At 34.2% G+C, this 19,092-nt stretch carries 22 protein-coding genes and 1 pseudogene; 19 read left to right on the top strand and 4 right to left on the bottom strand.

The genetic code is table 11. The features are described from left to right. Positions 1-222: 222 nt before the first annotated feature. The 3 genes from HCG69_RS10815 to HCG69_RS10805 form a co-directional block, all read right to left on the bottom strand. A complete protein-coding gene (locus HCG69_RS10815; protein WP_221650048.1) occupies positions 223-885 on the bottom strand; it encodes an ABC transporter permease in 663 nt (220 codons plus the stop codon). Continuing rightward, positions 882-1,730 (bottom strand): ABC transporter ATP-binding protein, encoded by an 849-nt coding sequence (locus HCG69_RS10810; RefSeq protein WP_057328245.1) that lies wholly within the window; start codon positions 1,728-1,730, stop codon positions 882-884. Before HCG69_RS10810 ends, HCG69_RS10815 begins: the two co-directional genes overlap by 4 nt. Positions 1,731-1,853: 123 nt before the next feature. Beyond that, a complete protein-coding gene (locus HCG69_RS10805; protein WP_007656985.1) occupies positions 1,854-2,444 on the bottom strand; it encodes a TetR/AcrR family transcriptional regulator in 591 nt (196 codons plus the stop codon). Between the two features lie 287 nt (positions 2,445-2,731). On the opposite strand from HCG69_RS10805, the gene HCG69_RS10800 reads away from it, so the two are divergent. The 19 genes from HCG69_RS10800 (at position 2,732) to HCG69_RS10710 (ending at position 17,678) form a co-directional block, all read left to right on the top strand. Then, positions 2,732-3,046, top strand: coding sequence for a helix-turn-helix domain-containing protein (locus tag HCG69_RS10800; RefSeq protein WP_025835668.1), 315 nt, complete (start codon positions 2,732-2,734; stop codon positions 3,044-3,046). Next, positions 3,033-3,326, top strand: a complete 294-nt coding sequence (locus HCG69_RS10795; RefSeq protein ID WP_025835670.1) for a DUF3876 domain-containing protein — start codon at positions 3,033-3,035, stop codon at positions 3,324-3,326. The genes HCG69_RS10800 and HCG69_RS10795 overlap by 14 nt, the downstream gene beginning before the upstream one ends. A gap of 53 nt (positions 3,327-3,379) precedes the next feature. After that, the gene (locus HCG69_RS10790) at positions 3,380-3,673 is read left to right on the top strand and encodes a helix-turn-helix domain-containing protein (RefSeq protein WP_117988208.1); all 294 of its coding nucleotides are present in this window, start codon (positions 3,380-3,382) and stop codon (positions 3,671-3,673) included. 774 nt (positions 3,674-4,447) lie between these two features. Beyond that, a complete protein-coding gene (locus tag HCG69_RS10785; RefSeq protein ID WP_221650047.1) occupies positions 4,448-5,677 on the top strand; it encodes a site-specific integrase in 1,230 nt (409 codons plus the stop codon). A gap of 27 nt (positions 5,678-5,704) precedes the next feature. Beyond that, positions 5,705-7,039, top strand: a complete 1,335-nt coding sequence (locus HCG69_RS10780) for a site-specific integrase (RefSeq protein WP_255585791.1) — start codon at positions 5,705-5,707, stop codon at positions 7,037-7,039. A 376-nt stretch (positions 7,040-7,415) separates the two neighbouring features. Further along, on the top strand, positions 7,416-7,961 hold the full coding sequence (locus HCG69_RS10775) for a TetR/AcrR family transcriptional regulator (protein ID WP_221650046.1): 546 nt from the start codon (positions 7,416-7,418) through the stop codon (positions 7,959-7,961). Positions 7,962-8,013: 52 nt separating this feature from the next. Then, a complete protein-coding gene (locus HCG69_RS10770) occupies positions 8,014-8,532 on the top strand; it encodes a DinB family protein (protein WP_221650045.1) in 519 nt (172 codons plus the stop codon). A 114-nt stretch (positions 8,533-8,646) separates the two neighbouring features. After that, on the top strand, positions 8,647-9,204 hold the full coding sequence (locus HCG69_RS10765; protein WP_221650044.1) for a TetR/AcrR family transcriptional regulator: 558 nt from the start codon (positions 8,647-8,649) through the stop codon (positions 9,202-9,204). Further along, positions 9,201-9,926, top strand: a complete 726-nt coding sequence (ubiE, locus tag HCG69_RS10760; RefSeq protein ID WP_221650043.1) for a bifunctional demethylmenaquinone methyltransferase/2-methoxy-6-polyprenyl-1,4-benzoquinol methylase UbiE — start codon at positions 9,201-9,203, stop codon at positions 9,924-9,926. The genes HCG69_RS10765 and ubiE overlap by 4 nt, the downstream gene beginning before the upstream one ends. Before the next feature lie 5 nt (positions 9,927-9,931). After that, the gene (locus tag HCG69_RS10755) at positions 9,932-10,390 is read left to right on the top strand and encodes a DUF2867 domain-containing protein (protein ID WP_221650042.1); all 459 of its coding nucleotides are present in this window, start codon (positions 9,932-9,934) and stop codon (positions 10,388-10,390) included. A 150-nt stretch (positions 10,391-10,540) separates the two neighbouring features. Beyond that, positions 10,541-11,182 carry an RteC domain-containing protein gene (locus HCG69_RS10750; protein ID WP_221650041.1) on the top strand — a complete coding sequence of 214 codons (642 nt, stop codon included), beginning with the start codon at positions 10,541-10,543 and terminating at the stop codon, positions 11,180-11,182. A gap of 155 nt (positions 11,183-11,337) precedes the next feature. Beyond that, the gene (locus tag HCG69_RS10745) at positions 11,338-11,688 is read left to right on the top strand and encodes a helix-turn-helix domain-containing protein (protein ID WP_221650040.1); all 351 of its coding nucleotides are present in this window, start codon (positions 11,338-11,340) and stop codon (positions 11,686-11,688) included. 254 nt (positions 11,689-11,942) lie between these two features. Beyond that, entirely contained in the window at positions 11,943-12,527 is a 585-nt protein-coding gene (locus tag HCG69_RS10740) for a BfmA/BtgA family mobilization protein (RefSeq protein WP_221650039.1), read from the top strand. 4 nt (positions 12,528-12,531) lie between these two features. Further along, positions 12,532-13,452 carry a DUF5712 family protein gene (locus HCG69_RS10735; protein WP_221650038.1) on the top strand — a complete coding sequence of 307 codons (921 nt, stop codon included), beginning with the start codon at positions 12,532-12,534 and terminating at the stop codon, positions 13,450-13,452. 135 nt (positions 13,453-13,587) lie between these two features. After that, positions 13,588-14,451, top strand: a complete 864-nt coding sequence (locus tag HCG69_RS10730; RefSeq protein WP_221650037.1) for a peptidoglycan-binding protein — start codon at positions 13,588-13,590, stop codon at positions 14,449-14,451. 9 nt (positions 14,452-14,460) lie between these two features. Further along, positions 14,461-14,808, top strand: coding sequence for a His-Xaa-Ser system protein HxsD (gene hxsD, locus HCG69_RS10725; protein WP_221650036.1), 348 nt, complete (start codon positions 14,461-14,463; stop codon positions 14,806-14,808). Next, entirely contained in the window at positions 14,805-16,229 is a 1,425-nt protein-coding gene (hxsB, locus tag HCG69_RS10720) for a His-Xaa-Ser system radical SAM maturase HxsB (protein ID WP_255585788.1), read from the top strand. Before hxsD ends, hxsB begins: the two co-directional genes overlap by 4 nt. Further along, the gene (gene hxsC / locus HCG69_RS10715) at positions 16,219-17,073 is read left to right on the top strand and encodes a His-Xaa-Ser system radical SAM maturase HxsC (RefSeq protein WP_255585787.1); all 855 of its coding nucleotides are present in this window, start codon (positions 16,219-16,221) and stop codon (positions 17,071-17,073) included. The genes hxsB and hxsC overlap by 11 nt, the downstream gene beginning before the upstream one ends. Positions 17,074-17,084: 11 nt before the next feature. Continuing rightward, the gene (locus HCG69_RS10710) at positions 17,085-17,678 is read left to right on the top strand and encodes a hypothetical protein (protein WP_221650034.1); all 594 of its coding nucleotides are present in this window, start codon (positions 17,085-17,087) and stop codon (positions 17,676-17,678) included. 216 nt (positions 17,679-17,894) lie between these two features. Here HCG69_RS10710 and HCG69_RS10705 read toward each other — a convergent pair. After that, positions 17,895-18,959, bottom strand: a pseudogene (locus HCG69_RS10705) (site-specific integrase); the annotation flags it as partial. Positions 18,960-19,092 lie beyond the last annotated feature (133 nt).

Here is a 19,092-nt window from a genome sequence, read left to right as displayed (position 1 = left end):
CGAAGCAAATCATGTAAGGACACATAATTGCAAGGAATAAATCCAATATCGGATAATATAGGCTGAAATCCTTTAGCATCGGATAATGCTGTACAATTAAAGGGAAAACAAACCTATATATTGCCGCTAATATTAGCGGGATACATATTATTGCAGATAACATACCATCTGAGAATATGTTTCTGATAAACATTTTGAAGGAAATAATATTCTGATTCATAATTATATCGTCATCATTTTTTTTACTGACAGACAAGAAAAAATATACATTGCAATACACCAAATGCTTATTGCTATTAGAGATATGACACTGATATTTCCAGACATAAGTTCTATAAGACTTATACTTGGATGTAATAGCATAGCTCCCGATTTATAGCCCATTGTATAAACAGATATGGGAGCTACAGATATTATTAAAGTGGGAACCATAATCAGCATAAAATTATTCATGGTTGAAATAAAAGCAGAAAGTGATATTCCAACCAGTGTGAATAATGCTGAACCTAACATAATTCCAACAGCAAGATGTATGTAAGAATGTTCCATGCCTGAGAACAATGCGATGAGAACTCCACTTAGCAAAGAAATTAGTCCAATGGAAATTACCTTTGACAAAATGTATGTGTGTATCGATATGGGCGAAACAGCTAATGCCTGCATTACTTTTTCGCTTTTCTCGAATAATATTATTGCTCCCATAAACATTAATCCGATCAGTACGGGATCTGAAAATATAAGGGTAGTTGTACATAGTTCTTTCCACGGCATAGGAAGAATGCGCAATACTGTAATATACACTAGTGTAAATAACGTATATAGGGCATAAAAACCATATTTGTATTGTTGCCGAATATCGCCTAGTATTAAACTTTTAAGCTTCATAGTAATTTCCTCCCTGTTATTTCTGAGAATATATTGTCTAATGTTGGCTCATTGCTATGTATTGATAATAAGGCATTAGCTTGAATCAGAGATTGTAGCTTTTTATCTGTACTTATTTTGTCAAGTGCGATTGTAGTATTTAATTCCTTTTGATTCTCCAAATATGAATATGTTACTTCATTATAACGCCTTGACATGATAAGATTATGAGGAGTGTCCATAGCTTTAATGTTGCCATCAACAATAAATGCTACACGATCACAAAGTTCGGTTGCATCGTGCATATTGTGAGTAGTCAGAATGATTGTTACTCCTTTATTTTTAAGATCAAGAATAATGTTTTTCATCACTTGGGAGTTTGAAGGATCTAAACCAGATGTTGGCTCATCCAAAAATAACACTTTGGGCTGATGAATAATTGATCGGGCAAAGTTTAATCTGGATTTCATACCTTTAGAAAAACCTGCCACTTTCTTATTGGCATGTTGTGATAGTCCAACCATTTCTAATAATTGTTCGACAGGAATCAGCTTACAGTCATATAAAGAACCAAAGAATTTTAAGTTCTCCAATGCGGTGAATTTCTCATAAAAACTAGGGAATTCAAAATCGACACCAATACTCTCATAGAACTGGTCAGACTTATTTCTAATTTCATTATTATTAATAGAAACACTCCCCTTATATTTAGGGAGCATACCTATTAATATCTTTTGAAGAGTGCTTTTTCCTGCTCCAGAAGGGCCTAAGAAGCCAAATATTTCTCCGCTTCTTACTTGAAAATTCATATTCTCAATAAATGGTAGTTGAGAATAACTAAACGATAAGTTTTTTACTGTAATCATAATTTTTCAATTTTATATCGTATGACTAAAATTGTCTATATAGTCATATTGCAAATTCAAAGTATCGCTATGTAACATATTTGCACATAGTCAGTTGATATTATATAATCTTGTTGTATTGGATTAGTCTTTAAATAGTTGCTGTACTATTCCCCTAACTATAAACTTGAAAACTTCATTGTAAATATCTGTTCCAATTGTTTTCTCGTTTAAAATAGTCAAGAATGCAGCTCTTAAAGCCCCTGCAAATACTTTTGTATCAATTGATTTACTTTCTGGAATAAATTTCAGTAGTTCGTTTGCTAGCATGACATCATCATCTACGTGTTTTGAAAGTACTTCTTGAGGGAGCTTTCTATTTAGATATTCCACATCACTATTAACAAAGATAGATACAAAGTATGGTTTGTTGTTGATTAGCAAGTCAGATATAATATCAGTCAATGTATCAACCGTAATATTATTGGTATGCTTATTTATGGCATTAAGAAATTCTTTTTCCAATTTTTTATGATAGTCTATTATTGTATCGAAAAAAAGAAGTTCTTTTGATGTATAGAATAGATAAAATGCTCCTTTAGAAATATTGGCATATTTAACAAGCTCATCTACAGAAGTTTTACGTACTCCTTGTTGCTGGATAAATAGCAAAGCTCCTTCTTTGAGTTTATCTTTTATAAGCTTTCTTTCGTTGTCATCAAATGCTTTTGCCATACTGTATGACTGTTTTATTATTATTGGTCACTGCAAACATAAGCGTTATTTTTGAATTGACAAAGAAATATCGGTTTATTTTTCTTTGTTTCTATATGATCTGCCTAAATCAATGAGTATTTGGTCTATAAATCATTGTATCATGTTGCCACGATAAGTACATATTAAGTCATTAAGAACTTTACTTCGCCACTTTCGGACAGTTTTGAAAACGGCTCATGATTCTTCTTTTATTTGCCGACGAAAATAGAATCAACACGTTTTATAAACCATTTAAAATTAAGAGTATGGAAGTAGTAACCATTGAAAAGAGAACCTTTTCGTATGTCTGCGAGAGGTTCACGGAGTTTGCCAAACGGATAGAAAGTTTGTGCAGCACTCATACCCAGAAAGTAGAAAACTGGCTGGATAGTCAGGAAGTGTGCCTGTTGTTAGGCGTTAGTAAGCGAACTTTGCAGTATTACAGAAGTAGCGGAAGATTGGCTTATTCTCAAATTGGTAGTAAGATTTATTATAAGACTTCCGATATTGAAAGAATTATTGCAGACAGTGAAACGCAAAATCAATCACCCAAACACCCCACGTCTTATGAAAAGAATTAAAAAAGATTATCCGTTTTTCAACCTGTTTTCCATTGTTGGCACATGGGAAAGCATTAATCTGAATCCTACGGTTATCATCTATCGGAGCGACAAAGAGTACCTTCTTTCTATTATATATGTATCGGAAACAACCAAACAGGCTTCACCTGCTACTTATGAGATACAGCAAGATGGTAGCCAGTATTTTATTGCCCCTGCATCCAAACGGCTCTATGTAGATTATGATCCGGCAAAAGACGTACTTAACATTTCATCTTTGGGTCACTATCTGCGTAACTAACCAGCTATCTAGCCATCTTGAAATCAATATTTCAATAAAACAATCTTTCAATCATGGAACTAATAAATAAAGATACCCCACAAGTCAAAGAATTTATTTCTTCGCTCGATTCGATGCTGGATGGTATTGAATCTATTGTAAAGCACTACAAGCCCCACCTGAATGGGGAACGCTTTCTTTCTAATAATGAGGTTTCCAAGAAACTGAATGTCAGTTTGCGAACCCTGCAAGAATGGCGAGATACAGGGCTAATTCCCTTTATCCAGATAAAAGGTAAAATCATCTACCGTCAGAGTGATATTGATAAACTGCTCCAAAAGCACTACTTTGAAAGTTGGAAAGAGTAATCTGCCAAGCCCAAAACATTGTTTTTCGGAATTTAATTTGAATCATTGACTTTCCCAGTGAAGTATTTAGTCTGTGCAAGTCTTTAGATGAAAATACGCTCGAACATAGTGAGAGGAAGATTTTCATCTAAACCGAAGGCTCGGACTTGAACAGGCTAAATACGGAACTTATCTTTGTCAATGCTTCATATTGAGTTCTGGAAAACTTACTATAAAAGAAAAGGATTGAGAAAATGAAATTCATTCTTTCCAATCCTTTTTCAATATTAGCTACTATCTTTATTATATAGCCAATTCCGACAGGCAGCTATTTACTTTTTGCATATCCTTGAAAATATTCTGATCCAATACCCTTGCATAGTGTTTTGTTACGCTTGTATCTGCATGACCTAACATCTTAGCAACATTCTCCATACTTACGCCATTTGCAAGGCAAATGCTTGTGGCATGAATCTAAAAAGAAAGGGAAGTTAATAGCAATATAAGGTAAATTGTAGATAATCAGTCGTCTATGTCGTTTGCTATCTGCAACTGTCTACCATTGAAAAAGAAGAAAAAAGCATATTGAAGCAGTAGTTCCGTTGCTTATCCGTTACCCTTTTTGAAGTAAGCAACAAACAGTAATACAAGAAATTAGAACGAAACTTTGCTTATAGAATTGTATCTCTCTTTTCGCTGTCCTCATAAGACCACTAAACTGTCTATTTGGCAGCAACTTGCATCATTTCAAATAACTCTGTTACAAGTAACTTTATCAACTTAATAAACAGAGATATGAAAACAGATTTAAAAGTACACTTCTACTTAAGAAAGACCAATGAAAAGAAAAACGGTGAATGTCCTGTAATTGGCAAAATTACAATTGGTAATGATGTAGCACAGTTCAGTGCTAAGATTACCGCTAAAGCATCACTTTGGGATGTGGTTTCAGGGCGAGTAACAGGAAAGAGCAAACATGCTATCGAAACGAATGAGGCATTGGATAAAATCAATGTAGCGATAAATGCCAGTTTCCGGAAACTACAGGAACATGGAATCGAAACTACTGCCAGCAATGTGAAAAACACATTTCAAGGCATTGCTTCCGAACAGGAAACACTAATCAAGTTCTTTACCCATTATAACGAAGAATTTAAGAAACGGGTTGGTGTAAACCGTGAGTTGTCTACTTATCGGCAATATGAATTTTCTTTGCAACATCTTAAACGTTTTATGTCATTGAAATATAAGCTATCAGATATACCATTTCCTCAACTTGATTTTTCATTTATTGAAAAGTATGACTATTATTTACGGATTGAGTTGAAAAGAAAACCCAATACCATTATAGGAATAGTTTCTCATTTGCGCAGGATGATAAAGTATGCCATTGGTGAAGGTATTATAAGCCGTGATCCATTTGAAGGATATGCACCTGTGAGAGCAAAGCCAGTACAAAAATATCTCACCCGTGAAGAACTGGATAGAATAATCACCACGCCACTAGATCACCCTTGCAGATATTTAACCCGTGATATGTTTTTATTTTCAGCCTTTACAGGTTTGGCGTTTACGGATATATGCAACTTGACAGAGAATAATATTGTAAGAGCTTCTGATGGTGTATTATGGATAAAAACTACCAGACAGAAAACTGGAACACCGTGCGAAATTCCATTAATGGAACTTCCACTCCAAATTATAGAAAAATATAAAGGACTTGCTCCTGATAGAAAATTGCTGCCAATGCTTAGTTGTGGCAAACTAAATACGAACCTGAAAGTTATTGCCAAGATTTGCAAGATTGAACGACGTTTAGTATTTCATGCCGGGCGACATACATTCTCGACCGAAATTTGCCTCTCGCAAGGAGTACCAATAGAAACAGTCAGTCGTATGTTAGGGCATCGTGATTTACGTTCTACACAAGTCTATGCAAAAATCAACAATAATAAAATATCGGAAGATACCGACAAACTAGAGAAACGAATTAAAGATAAATTTCGGTTAGTGGGTATAGAATAAAAAAACATCATTAATATAATTATCATTATGGAAACAAAGACATCAATCAAACGAAGCACTTTTGCGACATTATTTTATCTCAATACATCAAAGCCCCGTAAAGACGGGACTTGCCCGATTATTGGGCGTATAACTATAGATGCTAAATCCGTACAGTTTAGCACAAAGATAAATCTTTCTCCCTCTGATTGGGACACCAAGAAAGGACGGGCGAAAAAAGAAAGAAAAGAGTTGGCACAGATAAATAAAACACTTGATCGTTTAGAGGAACAAGTGAAAGGACATTACTCCCAAATCGTAGAAATAGAAGGATATGTAACAGCCGAAAGGGTGAAAAATGCCTTAAATGGCATCGGAGCAAAAGCAACGAATCTATTACAACTTTTTCAGGAACACAATGAGGAATTTGAAAAACGTGTTGGTGTAAACCGTGTTTATTCTACCTATTATCTTTATTTATTGGTGTATAAACATCTTTCAAATTTCATTCAATCTCACTATCAAGCATATGATATGGCGTTAATCAGTCTAAACCATAAGTTTATCAATGATTATGACTTCTATCTAAGAGTTGAAAAGAAAATGACAGCACATACCGTTATGAATCATATTATTATCTTGAAGAAAATGATAAGACGAGCCATTAATCAGGGGACTCTAAAGCGTAACCCATTTATTAACTTTGTAGCGGAAACACCGATAAGATTATATAGGCATTTGACGGAAGACGAATTTCAGAAAATGCTCACCACTCCGATAGAATCCTATAGGTATAGTCGCACAAGGGATTGGTTTGTTTTTTCGAGCTTCACGGGCTTATCTTATGCGGATATGTGCGGTTTATCTATCAATAACTTAAAAGAGGAACAAGACGGCAGCATATGGATAAAAATCCCCCGTCAGAAAACAGGAACGATATGCAGCATTAAACTTTTAAGTATTCCGTTGCGTATCATTAAGAAGTACGAGAAAGAACGTAAGAGTGATAAAGTATTCAATATGATTAATCGTGCCAGTCTTTCGGTAAACATGAAAGGACTTGCTAAAATATGCGGAATCGAACGTGATTTAACCTATCACATGAGTCGCCATACATACGGAACGCTGATGGGAATTTCGCAAGGTGTACCGATAGAAACCGTTTGTAAACTGATGGGGCACAGGTCTATTCAAACAACACAGATTTACGCAAAAATTACCGATCAGAAAGTAAATGAGGATATGAAACAGTTATTTACGAAAGTAAGTGGTAAGTACCAAGTTGCTGAAAGTGATATTACTTCCGAAGTTGCGCACAAGAAATTTCCTCACTGGAAGAAAGTAAATGAAATATTTCCAGAGGATAAAGAGGGGATAGTTTGATCGTCTTTTCCAAAGCAGACTAAAACATTAACAAAGGTAAGCTCCGCATCCAGTCCGTTCAAGTCCAAGCCCTACGGGTTAAGTTGAAAATCTCCACACCTGCGCTACGCTTCGGGTTGTATTTTCAACTTAAGACTTGCACAGACTGGATGCTACACTGATAGAGTTAATGTTGTTAATCCGTTTTGGAAAAAATATTGGTTGATAAAATCATAAAATTTTAAGAAGCAGAAAACAACAATGACTTATAGTGTAGAATTGGGCGAACTTTTCTAGTCTTTTCTGCTTTTTCATTGTTTTGAATTACTCTCACGACATATAGATCTTTTTATTTAAAATCTACTTACTACTAAGTAAATTTGATTATATTTGCAGCATGAACGATACAAGAAGTGAAATAATAAGGTTAGGAAGTGAATTAATCCGCTCTATTGGCTACAATTCTTTTAGCTACGCAGACATATCTAAAGCGTTGAATATAAAGAATGCAGCTGTTCATTATTATTTCCCTTCTAAGTCAGATTTAGGAGTAGAGATAATAAGGGGAAATCTGAATGCTTTCAACGAACTAACTAAGACATGGGCAAAATTGGATTATAAATTACAGTTTTCCAATTATATTCACATGCACGATAGTTTTATCAATAATCACTGGGTTTGTATAGTTGGCTCACTTTCTCCATCTTATGACACTTTACCTGAAAACATGCAGAATGAGTTGCAGGGATTGGTAAACACGATTTTGAAATGGCTTACAGCCTTATTAGATAATGGTTTAAGAAACAATGCTTTTTCATTTACAGAAACACCAAGAACAAAGGCTTTTATGGTTCATTCTGCATTACTATCTTCTTTGCAAATGAATAAAGTATTAAGAAATGATGTGTATAAGTCAATACAAGAAGGATTACTAAATATCTAATATTTTTTTGCTGCAAAAACTTACTTACTAATAAGTATATAAATTTATAAAAATGGAAAGAATTGATTTTTTAAGAGAACAGATTATCGAATCGAGGAATTTTGTAAATCGCTTGATTTCCGAAATGCCACAAGATTTATGGTACACAATTCCTCAAAACACAGATTCAAATTTTGCTTGGCAAGTTGGGCATTTAATGATTAGTCAAAACTTCCATGCTATCACATGTATCACAGGAAGAAATACTAAAGTCGCAGAATTGTTACCCATTGTTGATTATGTGAAAATCTTCAATGGTATGGGAACTCTACACAGGTCAGTAGAAAAAAACTTGATCCCAGCATATGAGCTAAAAGAACAGTTTGATGCCATTCATGAAATATGTATAGATAATTTATTGCAATTAAATGATGATATATTATTTGAGCAATTAGAACCTATTCCGTTTAAGCATCCAGTAGCTAATAACAAATATGAGGCATTATCTTGGTGTTTCAAACATGAAATGTGGCATAGTGCAGAAATGGAAGAACTAAAGCGTATGCTGGGCTATCCTATCAAATGGCTATAAAGGTCGTTGTACCTTAAATACAGGTGATGATCATAAAATAGACAGGCAAGCTATTGGTTATACCAATAAAGTGATTATATTTGCATACCGTACTATATGGTATGGTTTTAGATTATGAAGAAAGTAGATAAAGAACAATGGTTTGTAGTGGGGCTTGATGTGTTGGCGAACGATGGTTTTGCAAGAATCACGATAGATAACCTATGCGAATTGCTGCAAATTACCAAAGGTGCATTTTACCACCACTTCAAAAATATTGATGGCTACATTGATGCTTTGATGAAATACTGGTTAAACCAAAATACTATTCAAGTAATTGAAGATGCAGATAAATTGCCATCAGCTAAAGAACGAATAGAATTTATTGGTAATGTGGTAATTCAAAGGTCGCATAAAAGGTCACATAAAAGTGAACAGGTGATACGTGCTTGGGGGTTTTCTAATCCTATTGTCAAAAAGTATGTTCAGCAGGCAGATGATTTACGGATTGAATATTCAACCAAACAGAGAGTGCTGTTAGGTATGGCAGAAGATGAAGCCAAAAACACCACTCTTTTAGAATACGCAATCTTTGTCGGAGGGCAACAGTTATTTCCTGATATGGATAAAAAAGAGTTGGAGCGGATTTATCTGTTCTATTATCAAAAACTTAAATCGGACGAGTTGGGATGAAACCGTACAATAAAGATGAATCCAAAAGGATTCAGGTTCGTAGGATGTTTAATAACATAGCCCCCTACTACGATAAGATATGCCACATTCTATCATTCAATATAGATAGACTTTGGCGGAAACAATTAGTGAAGCTAATTACCGAAATGAAGCCTACTCACATTGTTGATATAGCAACAGGAACGGGTGATGTTGCCATAAGTTTGGCGAAAAATATTCCAACCAGTCAAATAGTTGGAATTGATTTGTCGGAAAAGATGCTGAAAGTTGCGCAGCAGAAAATTGAACGTTTGGGTGTCAAGTCAAACATAAGGCTCTTATGTGAAGATGCAGAAAACCTATCGCTCCCCAGTAATTCTTTTGATGTAGTAACAATCTCATTTGGAATAAGAAATTTTGAAAATATAGATAAAGGGCTATCGGAGTTTTACCGGATTTTGAGAGAAAGAGGAAGTTTATTTGTGATGGAGTTCTCGACACCTAAACATAAAGTATTCAATGTACTATATCGTTTTTACTCAAAATATATTTTGCCTGTAATTGGTCAAGTAATCTCAAAGGATAATAAGGCTTATACATATCTGCCAGAATCAATCGTAGAGTTTTATCAAAAAGATGAATTTACTGAACTATTACAGAATAATGGCTTTAATAATTGCACTGCCATATCTCTGACGAATGGAATCGCTCACATTTACATAGGTGTTAAACCTAAATTATAGATAATATGAACAAGACTAAAATACATAAAGGCGACTTAATTGATAATTACCTACCTGCTGATTACTTAGATTCTTTCTCGAAAGAGGTTGATACTAAAGAGAATATTACGCCTGATGCTTTCTTCAATATGGCATTTAACCAATTCCCAGCTTGGATAGATTGGTTGCTAAAACTGAGAAACATAATTGTCAAACCTTTGGGATTGGACACAGCAAGTCGTTTTTCCGATTCTATATGCGAAAGAAACGATAAAGAAATTATATGGGGGATGTCAGATAAGCATCTGACGTTTAATGTATCAATGTGGTGTGGCGAGCATAAAGATGGCAAACAGGAACTTCGAATTACTACTGTTGTGAAGTATAACAACTGGTTCGGACGAGTATATTTCTTTGTTATCAGACCATTTCATGGAATAATAATAAAATCAATCCTGAATAATATAGATAAAAATACAAACTGATATATACGTAATTAATGAATATCATATCTCAGGATTATATTTACCTCAATTTGAAAACTATATTTTGAAGACGGGATGCCGCACACTGTCAATAATAAGGAATGCTTTTAAACAAAATATTTTCATCATTTATAATATAATGTGATAACAATGCCAGATTGGGAAATAACTGAACAACATATCTATCAACTATTGAAACACCCTTATCAAATTGATAAATCGGTAGTTGAAAACATGACTTCCGCATACTTGGAGTTTGTGGAAGAGTTGTTCGCTTATATTGGCAACACCAAAGACAACAAAGAAATCATTCGTAAACTAAACATAACCTATATCGAATTTGCTACTATAAAAGCATTTGAAGAATCTATACCCACCGAAAATAACAAGCTAAAGATAGTGTTTCTGAATAAGTTGATAACCCTGATAGAGAAAGAGCAAGATTTGCTTTATCGTCAAATGGAGTACCTTAAATTCTTTATCAATATAGAATCTGAATGGAAATCACCTATCTGTGTAAATGCAGATGTAATAAAACTTATTGATTTGATGGAGTTGGCTTGCGGTTTCTTCTATCTTATGGATGGACTTTTGCGTATTGACAATAAAGAGTTACACCTCATAGATGTTACACGTATCTTTGAAAAGATGTTCAATGTTAATTTGGGAGATATTTACAAAAAAGAAGAAGCTGTAATCAAACGCAAACCGATTAAAATCACCGAGTTTTTAGACAGGCTGAAAGCTGCCATTATTCAAAAGAGTAAGGACGAGGGTTATTATCAGCCGTAAAGAAACGGAAATATTCTATTCTGTTTATCAATAAGATAGCAATTATTTATGGGGGAGTACCAGTGGTATTCCCCTAACTTATTTGCACCCATTTGCCGAACTTTGCTTCATCAATCGATTGAAAACAATAATGTTGAACTAAAAAATGAAGCAAAATGTATATAGACAACGAAAACTTCGATAAGTGGATGGAACGGCTATCGAAGAAGCTCACCGAAATCGGGCAAGACCTGAAATCTCTTATCAATACCGATAACGTATTAGACCCCAACGATAAGATATTAGATAATCAGGATTTAGCTTTTCTGTTAAAAGTATCTTTCCGAACCCTGCAACGGTATCGGGCAAGTGGCAAACTCCCTTACTTTACGATAAGCCATAAGACCTATTATCGGGCATCAGATATTCGGGCATTTGTTCAAGAAAATGCGGATTGCAAGACTTACGAACGGTTCAAAAAGGAAAATCAACTCGATAAGCAAACCGAAGTAAATCAAGGTGGGTAGTGTTACCGCCTGATGAAGTGCCATCGCTCCCCATTTAGCAGAAATTGCCTCGCTCTGTGGCTCGGCTCATTTCGCTAAATGAAGCAAGAGGGAACTGGACAAGTCCTGTTCTTCCCTCTTGCTCTGCGAGGCAAAGCCTTCGGCTTTAGCGTGTTACAAGAACACGCTGTAATGACACCTGTAATAAGCATTTTCTTTGTAATGCTTATTATCAGGTATTTATCTATTCATATTTATATAAAAAAGTAATTACCATGCCAAACAACAGTCGGAAAACGATATTCACTACCATTTCCGTAGACAAGGAAACGGCAGCTTTGGTAGAAAAGATATGCAAACGCCATTCACTGAAAAAGAGTGAAGTTGTAAAGTTGGCGTTCGGGTATATAGATAAGGCGCATATCAACCCATCCGAAGCACCGGAATCCGTAAAATCGGAACTAGCGAAAATAAATAAAAGGCAGGATGATATTATCCGCTTCATCCGTCACTATGAGGAAGAACAACTGAATCCCATGATACGGGCAACAAATTCTATAGCTTTGCGTTTCGATGCTATCGGCAAAACTTTAGAAGCTCTTATTCTCTCTCAACTGGAAGCCAGTCAGGAGAGACAAACAGCCGTACTTAAGAAGTTAAGTGAACAGTTTGGCAATCATGCCGATGTGATAAATAACCAGTCTAAACAGATTAATGCACTCTACCAGATACACCAACGGGATTATAAGAAGCTACTTCAACTGATACAACTCTATTCAGAGCTTTCTGCTTGCGGTGTGATGGATAGCAAAAGGAAAGAGAACCTGAAAATTGAAATCAGCAATCTGATAAATACATAGGCTTATGCACATCGATTTTGCCCCACCCTCGAAAGGAACATACAACAATGCAGGGAGTAGCCGACAACTGGCAAGCTATTTGGAGCACGAAGATTTGGAACGGATGGAAAAAGGTATTTATACCGAAGGCTTTTTCAACCTGACCGATGATAATATCTACAAATCAAAGGTTGTTAAGGATATAGATGCCAATATCGGGCAATTGTTGAAAACGGATGCAAAGTTTTTCGCTATCCATGTCAGCCCATCGGAAAGCGAACTTCGGGCAATGGGGAACACCGAACAGGAAAAAGCCGAGGCAATGAAACGGTATATACGAGAGATTTTTATCCCTGAATATGCCAAGAACTTTAACAAAGGACTATCCGAAGTGGATATAAAATTTTACGGAAAAATCCATTTCGACCGCAACCGTTCCGACAACGAACTAAATATGCACTGTCATTTGATAGTCAGCCGTAAAGACCAATCTAATAAAAAGAAGCTGTCACCGCTCACCAATCATAAGTACACCAAGAACGGAGTAGTCAAAGGTGGCTTTGACCGTGTGAACCTGTTCCAACAAGCAGAACAGGGCTTTGATAAACAGTTTGACTACGACCGCCAACAATCCGAATCGTTTGACTACCATAATACAATAAAGAACGCTTCTATTTCCGAACAACTTGAATTACAGAACCAAAACTTTACTGACGAAAAGAAAAAAGACATATTCCAATCCACTGAAAAAGAAAACATGATTTCTTGCAATCTTGATAGCCAAGTAGATAAAAAACACTCTTACAATCAACAAAATAATAGTGGTAGTGATTCTCTGTTATCTATCTTTTCATTGGGAGATGGTAATAATAATGATGCTACACTGGCAGAGGAATTACAAGCACAGAAACACAAGAAGAAAAAGAAAAAAAGTCGTAGGTTATAATTTGCTTTTTCTTTTGAACATTGGAATTAATTGAGCAACAAGCATTTTTATCCAAAAATCCTTCATTCACATATTTTTAAGTTTCAACTATATTATCTATATTTGCGTAAGTATTAATAAATTGCTATTGTAGCCATGAAAACAAAATTCAAAGAACTTCTAAAAGGTATTTTCTTGACATCCATAGCTTCTTTGGTTTCATCCAATGAAGCTAATGCTATATCTTATGATCTTTCTAAAATAAGTAATGACAATGACAATAACATTGAGCAGGGAAAAAAGAATGATCTTTCTCAAAAGTACATACTTAAAATACATAATGATAATTCATACTTGATTGCAGGACATAGAAGTCATCGCTCACACTCTTCACATCGCTCTCATTCTTCACACAGATCAAGTAGTTATGGAAGCTACAGTGGTTCCTCTACTTCAACAAGCTCTAATACCTCAACATATAAAGCAAATACCACCACTTCTACAAAAGCGACTTACTCATTAGGAGAAAGAAACATTGTTCGTGGTGTTTCAGGTAAAGATGTTGCTGAGTTAGCGAATAAATTGCTTAAAATAAGATATATAATAGAATCGGATATAGAAAAGAACTATTCAGGAGATGTCACGTATTCTACTAAATTGGAGAGTGCAATTAAAAAATTTCAAAAAGATCACAACCAAATAGCCGATGGTATTGTTGGGCATAAAACGATTGAAGCTATCAATAAGCGTATAGAGCAAACAAACTATGAGATTGGAAATATTAGTTCACATAAATACAATTTAGGTGATCGGGTACTTAAAAAGCAAATGCAAGGGCATGATGTGACACAACTCAAAAATATTCTAATTGACAAAGGCTATTTATCGGGAAATTTATTCAAAGGTGATTCTATTTTTGATGAAGAAACAGAAAAAGCTGTGATAAAATTCCAAAAGGCAATAGGAATAGATGCTGATGGTATTGTAGAAACTCAAACAGTTTATTTTTTGAAAAAATAGAATTCAATTATGATTAATGCCGAATTAAAGTCAGAGGATATATTTTATTTCACAATAGACACATCTATCTTTAGTGAGAGTGTAATAACAAAAGCATTGTATTGGTATACAGAATACTTTGATATTTATTGGAGTAAAAAGAGTGATAGTGTACATGAAATAATTTTAAAACTTAAACCTAATACAAACAAATCATATACTTTTGAATATGTGGCTAGCAAATTCAATCAAGACTTGATTGATTACAAAAATAGAGATTTAATTATGCATGAAACTAAAGATATTCGTAATATCTTATATGTGAAAGCTTTTGCAAATAATGATGATTTTGACGATTTTAATCTAACATCAGAATGATAAATCACTATTATTTATTACCATTCCGATTTGAAAGAGTCGGAGAACAAGAGTTACTTGTCAATGAATTAGGTGATTATGTCTTTGTTCCAATAGGAACTACAAATAGAATTGTCAATCATCTACTCAAAAAGCAGGAAGATGTATACAAGGACTTAATTTCCAACTTTTTTATTTCAGAAAGTCCTATACCTGAATTAATTGATAATATGGCAACAAGGCTTAGAACTAAAAAAGCTTTTCTTAATTCATTCACCTCATTACATATTTTTGTCTTAACATTAAGATGTAATCAAAATTGTATTTATTGTCAAGCCTCTAGTAAAGATAGTAGCGAAGCTCTATATGATATGAATGAGGAACATTTATTTAAAGCTATAGACTTAATGTTTCGAAGCCCATCACACTCTATCACTATGGAATTTCAAGGGGGAGAACCCTCTTTACCTTTCCATCTACTCCAAAAAGCTGTAGAAAGAGCTACAGAACTAAATGAAAAGTACAAAAAGCAGATAACATATGTTCTATGTACAAACTCTATAAATCTAACGGAAGAAATATTATGCCTGTGTAAAGAGTATAATATCCTTATTTCAACATCTCTGGACGGTTCAGCTTTCATACACAATCACAACAGAGGGAAAAATGATAGTTATAAGCGTGTAATAGAAGGCATAAGTAAAGCTAGAAATTATTTAGGAACAGATAGAGTATCTGCATTAATGACTACATCGGAGTTATCATTAAATTATCCAAAAGAAATTATCGATAATTATTTATCAAATGGCTTCAATAATATATTTCTTCGCCCTCTAAATCCTTATGGTTTAGCTCTTAATAATACGGACTGGAATATATATTTTGATAAATTCATAACTTTCTATAAATCGGCATTAAACTATATAATTGATATTAATATTCAAGGAGATTTTTTTGTAGAAGAATTTACAGCTATACTGCTACGTAAAATGCTCACTCCTTTTACAACAGGATTTGTTGATTTACAATCTCCTACCGGAATAATAAATAGCGTTGTCGTTTATAATTATGATGGTTATGTATATGCGTCTGATGAATCAAGAATGTTAGCAGAGTATCATGATTACACATTCAGACTAGGACATGTTACAGACAAGTATGAAAGTCTATTTTATGGAAAGAAAGCCCAGCAAATAGCCTTAATTTGGGGAACCGAGTTTATTGCAGGGTGTGCCGATTGTGCTTTTCAATCTTATTGTGGTGCTGATCCTGTACGAAATCATTCTACTCAAAATGATATGTATGGTTTTCGACCTACTTCCTCTTTTTGTAAAAAGCATAAAGCTATTATAACTTATTTATTTTACTTAATTCAGAATGAGTATGATAGGGTTATGCCAATATTCAAACAATGGATTAATAAAAATGAAAATGGATTTTGATATAAACTCCAACGATAACTCACTATTTGTTACCTCTCAATGTAACAACAGATGTTTAATGTGCGCGCAACCCCCATTGAATAGGGATGATATAGATTTCTTTTTTGAAAGGAATATTAAACTTATAGATAATGCTCCTAATGGTCTAACGAATATTGGAATCACTGGTGGAGAACCCACTTTACTGCAAGAAAGATTAGTGCATTTAGTCAAATATATAAAACTTCGCTACCCAGATAGCTTAATTCACATACTGACTAATGGAAGAGCATTTTCAGATATTCAATACACTAGGAAGTTTGTTGGATCTTCTAATCTCTTGTTCGGTATTCCCTTACATTCTGACTTTCCGGCAGATCATGACATGATAACTCAAGTAAAGGGTTCATATATAGAAACAATGAAGGGATTATACAACCTTGCATATATCGGTGCTGATATAGAGCTACGAATTGTAATTAATAAAATGAACTACCAGAGACTTCCGCAATTGGCTAATTTTATATGGAGAAACTTACCATTCGTTGCATATATATCATTTATGGGGTTGGAAGTTACTGGATATTCTATTAAAAATCATGACAAAATATGGATTGATCCTATTGATTATCAAATAGAACTTGAAAAAGCTGTTACTGATTTAGCAGAGTGGAAGCTGGATGTTTCTATTTTTAACATACCTCTCTGTCTGCTAAGATCATCGTTGTACAAGTTTGCAAAGAAATCTATTTCTGATTGGAAAGTTACTTATATAGATACTTGTCTTAATTGCTCTAGAAAAAACGAGTGTTGTGGCCTGTTTTCAACGTCAAAGACACAAAGTCTTAATATTAAGTCTATATAAATAATTTGAGCATGGAAAACTTTTTATCAACAATAATAGCAACTGCTTCTGGGGGACTAATATCAATTATTACACTGATTATTAATAATAGATACTCATTTTATTTAGAAAAGAAAAGGTCTAAAAAAGAATTTTACTTATTACAAGAAAAAGAGATAAGTGAGCAAAAGAAACAAAAGTTAGAGTTATTATTAGAAGCAACTGAAATTCTATCTTATCTTGAGGATGCTATTTCGCAAACTAAAAGTTTTATGGATATGATGAAAAGCGTAACAGAATTTGAACATGATGAGATATATCAACAAGAACTTATCAAGATACATCGTTTGGAAAGTATAATAATTGTGTATTTCCCTAGATTGTATTCTGATGTTCGTAATATGACTGGAAAACATAATATCTATTGGGGACAACAAAGGATATTTTTGCAGATTAAATATGAGAATAATCAAAAGAATTGGATTGACATGAATTGTCAAGTTATTGAAGCAGCTCGTAATTGTCAAAAATGTATATACAACTTAATATCAGAACTAATGCTCATGTCAGAAGAGATACAAGAAGTGAATATTAATAATGCATCTTTTATTGATGATTTACAGTGAAAATGAATTTTATTATACTGTAAAATTCTGGATATCCACTTTTGCTAACTAGCTAAATTTTGTTTTTATCAGATTAAGCATTATCTTTGTGATAGGTTATTGAAATGATGCAATCTTAAGAATATTAGAGCAGAGAGCACGTTGCTAAATCATTACCCTTTTCAAAATAGTATATTATAATGCGCTGTTTATTAGATAGATAAATTGCAAACGTTCAGTAGTAGCATAGCTATGACGGGCGGTATGTGTGCTAAGATTTTTATGAATTCCGCACACATCGGCAATCTCCTTCAAATAACTGTTCATACGTTGATTACACAATACAGGTAAAAGTTTTCCGGTACACTCTGCCACATCCTTATATTTATCAAGTATGGAAGCTGCCACAGGTAACACAGGAATGTTACACATGATTTTTGTCTTTTGGCGGTTTTTCCTTATCCAAAGTTCCCCTTTGTTGTCTTTTACCAAGTGTTCGGGTGATAAATCTTTCACATCGCTGAACGCCAAGCCAGTAAAAATGCAAAAGACAAAAACGTCACGTACCTGTTCTACTCGTTTAATTGTGAACTCTTTAGCGAGAATGATTTTAATCTCGTCCATCGTCAGAAATTCGGGATCAGTTTCTTCCAGTTTGAAGCGATAATAAGCAAATGGATCTTTCTTTATCCAGTCGTTTTCCAGAGCAATGCGGATAATCTTCTTCAAATTCTTTAGTCGGGTGATAGCGGAGTTCTGCGCACAACCTTTTTCAATCTTCAAGAAAGCATCGAACTTAGAAATGAAGTTGGCTTCCAAATTGTTCAGGGCAATATCCGATAACTGATATTCTTTCTTAATGAATTCCTCTAAATATCGGGTAGTGGTTTCATACCGTTGAACAGTTTTGCTTACGAAATCTTTGCCGATCAGCTTACGGCTTTGTTCGTTATGCTCCCTGAATACCTGCAATAGCGTTTTGTTATTTTCGTCCACACCATAATACAGTTTTCTAACAAGATCAACAGTGATAACCTTACCGGAAGTTTCCAGTTCTCTATAAATTTGGTGTACGTGGGAACGTGTGATTTCTAAGTAGTGGTTCAGTTCCACTGACATGCGGTCTTTTCCTTTTGAATTCTCTTTTGCCTGATTCCATAGGTTTACGGGACAACTTCTTTTGATAGAAATATCTACCATACAGCCGTTTACAGTGATTCTCATGCACACAGGTGCTTCTCCGTTCTTTAATAACTTGGCTTTTTTGATAAAGAACAAAACAGAAAATGATTTTCTAGCCATTTTTACATCGTTTTTAGAGTTACAAAACTATGTATTCTCTTCCAAAGTACGACCATGCAAAATGCTATGAATCAGTGAGAAATATGCAAATTCGTGGGACTTTTTTCGACTAAATTTTAGTCCCACGATTTAT

Source organism: Bacteroides sp. K03 (assembly GCF_019734355.1).
GTDB lineage: Bacteria > Bacteroidota > Bacteroidia > Bacteroidales > Bacteroidaceae > Bacteroides > Bacteroides nordii.
Note: the sequence above shows the minus strand (reverse complement) of the source record. Positions and strands in the feature narration are given on the sequence as shown.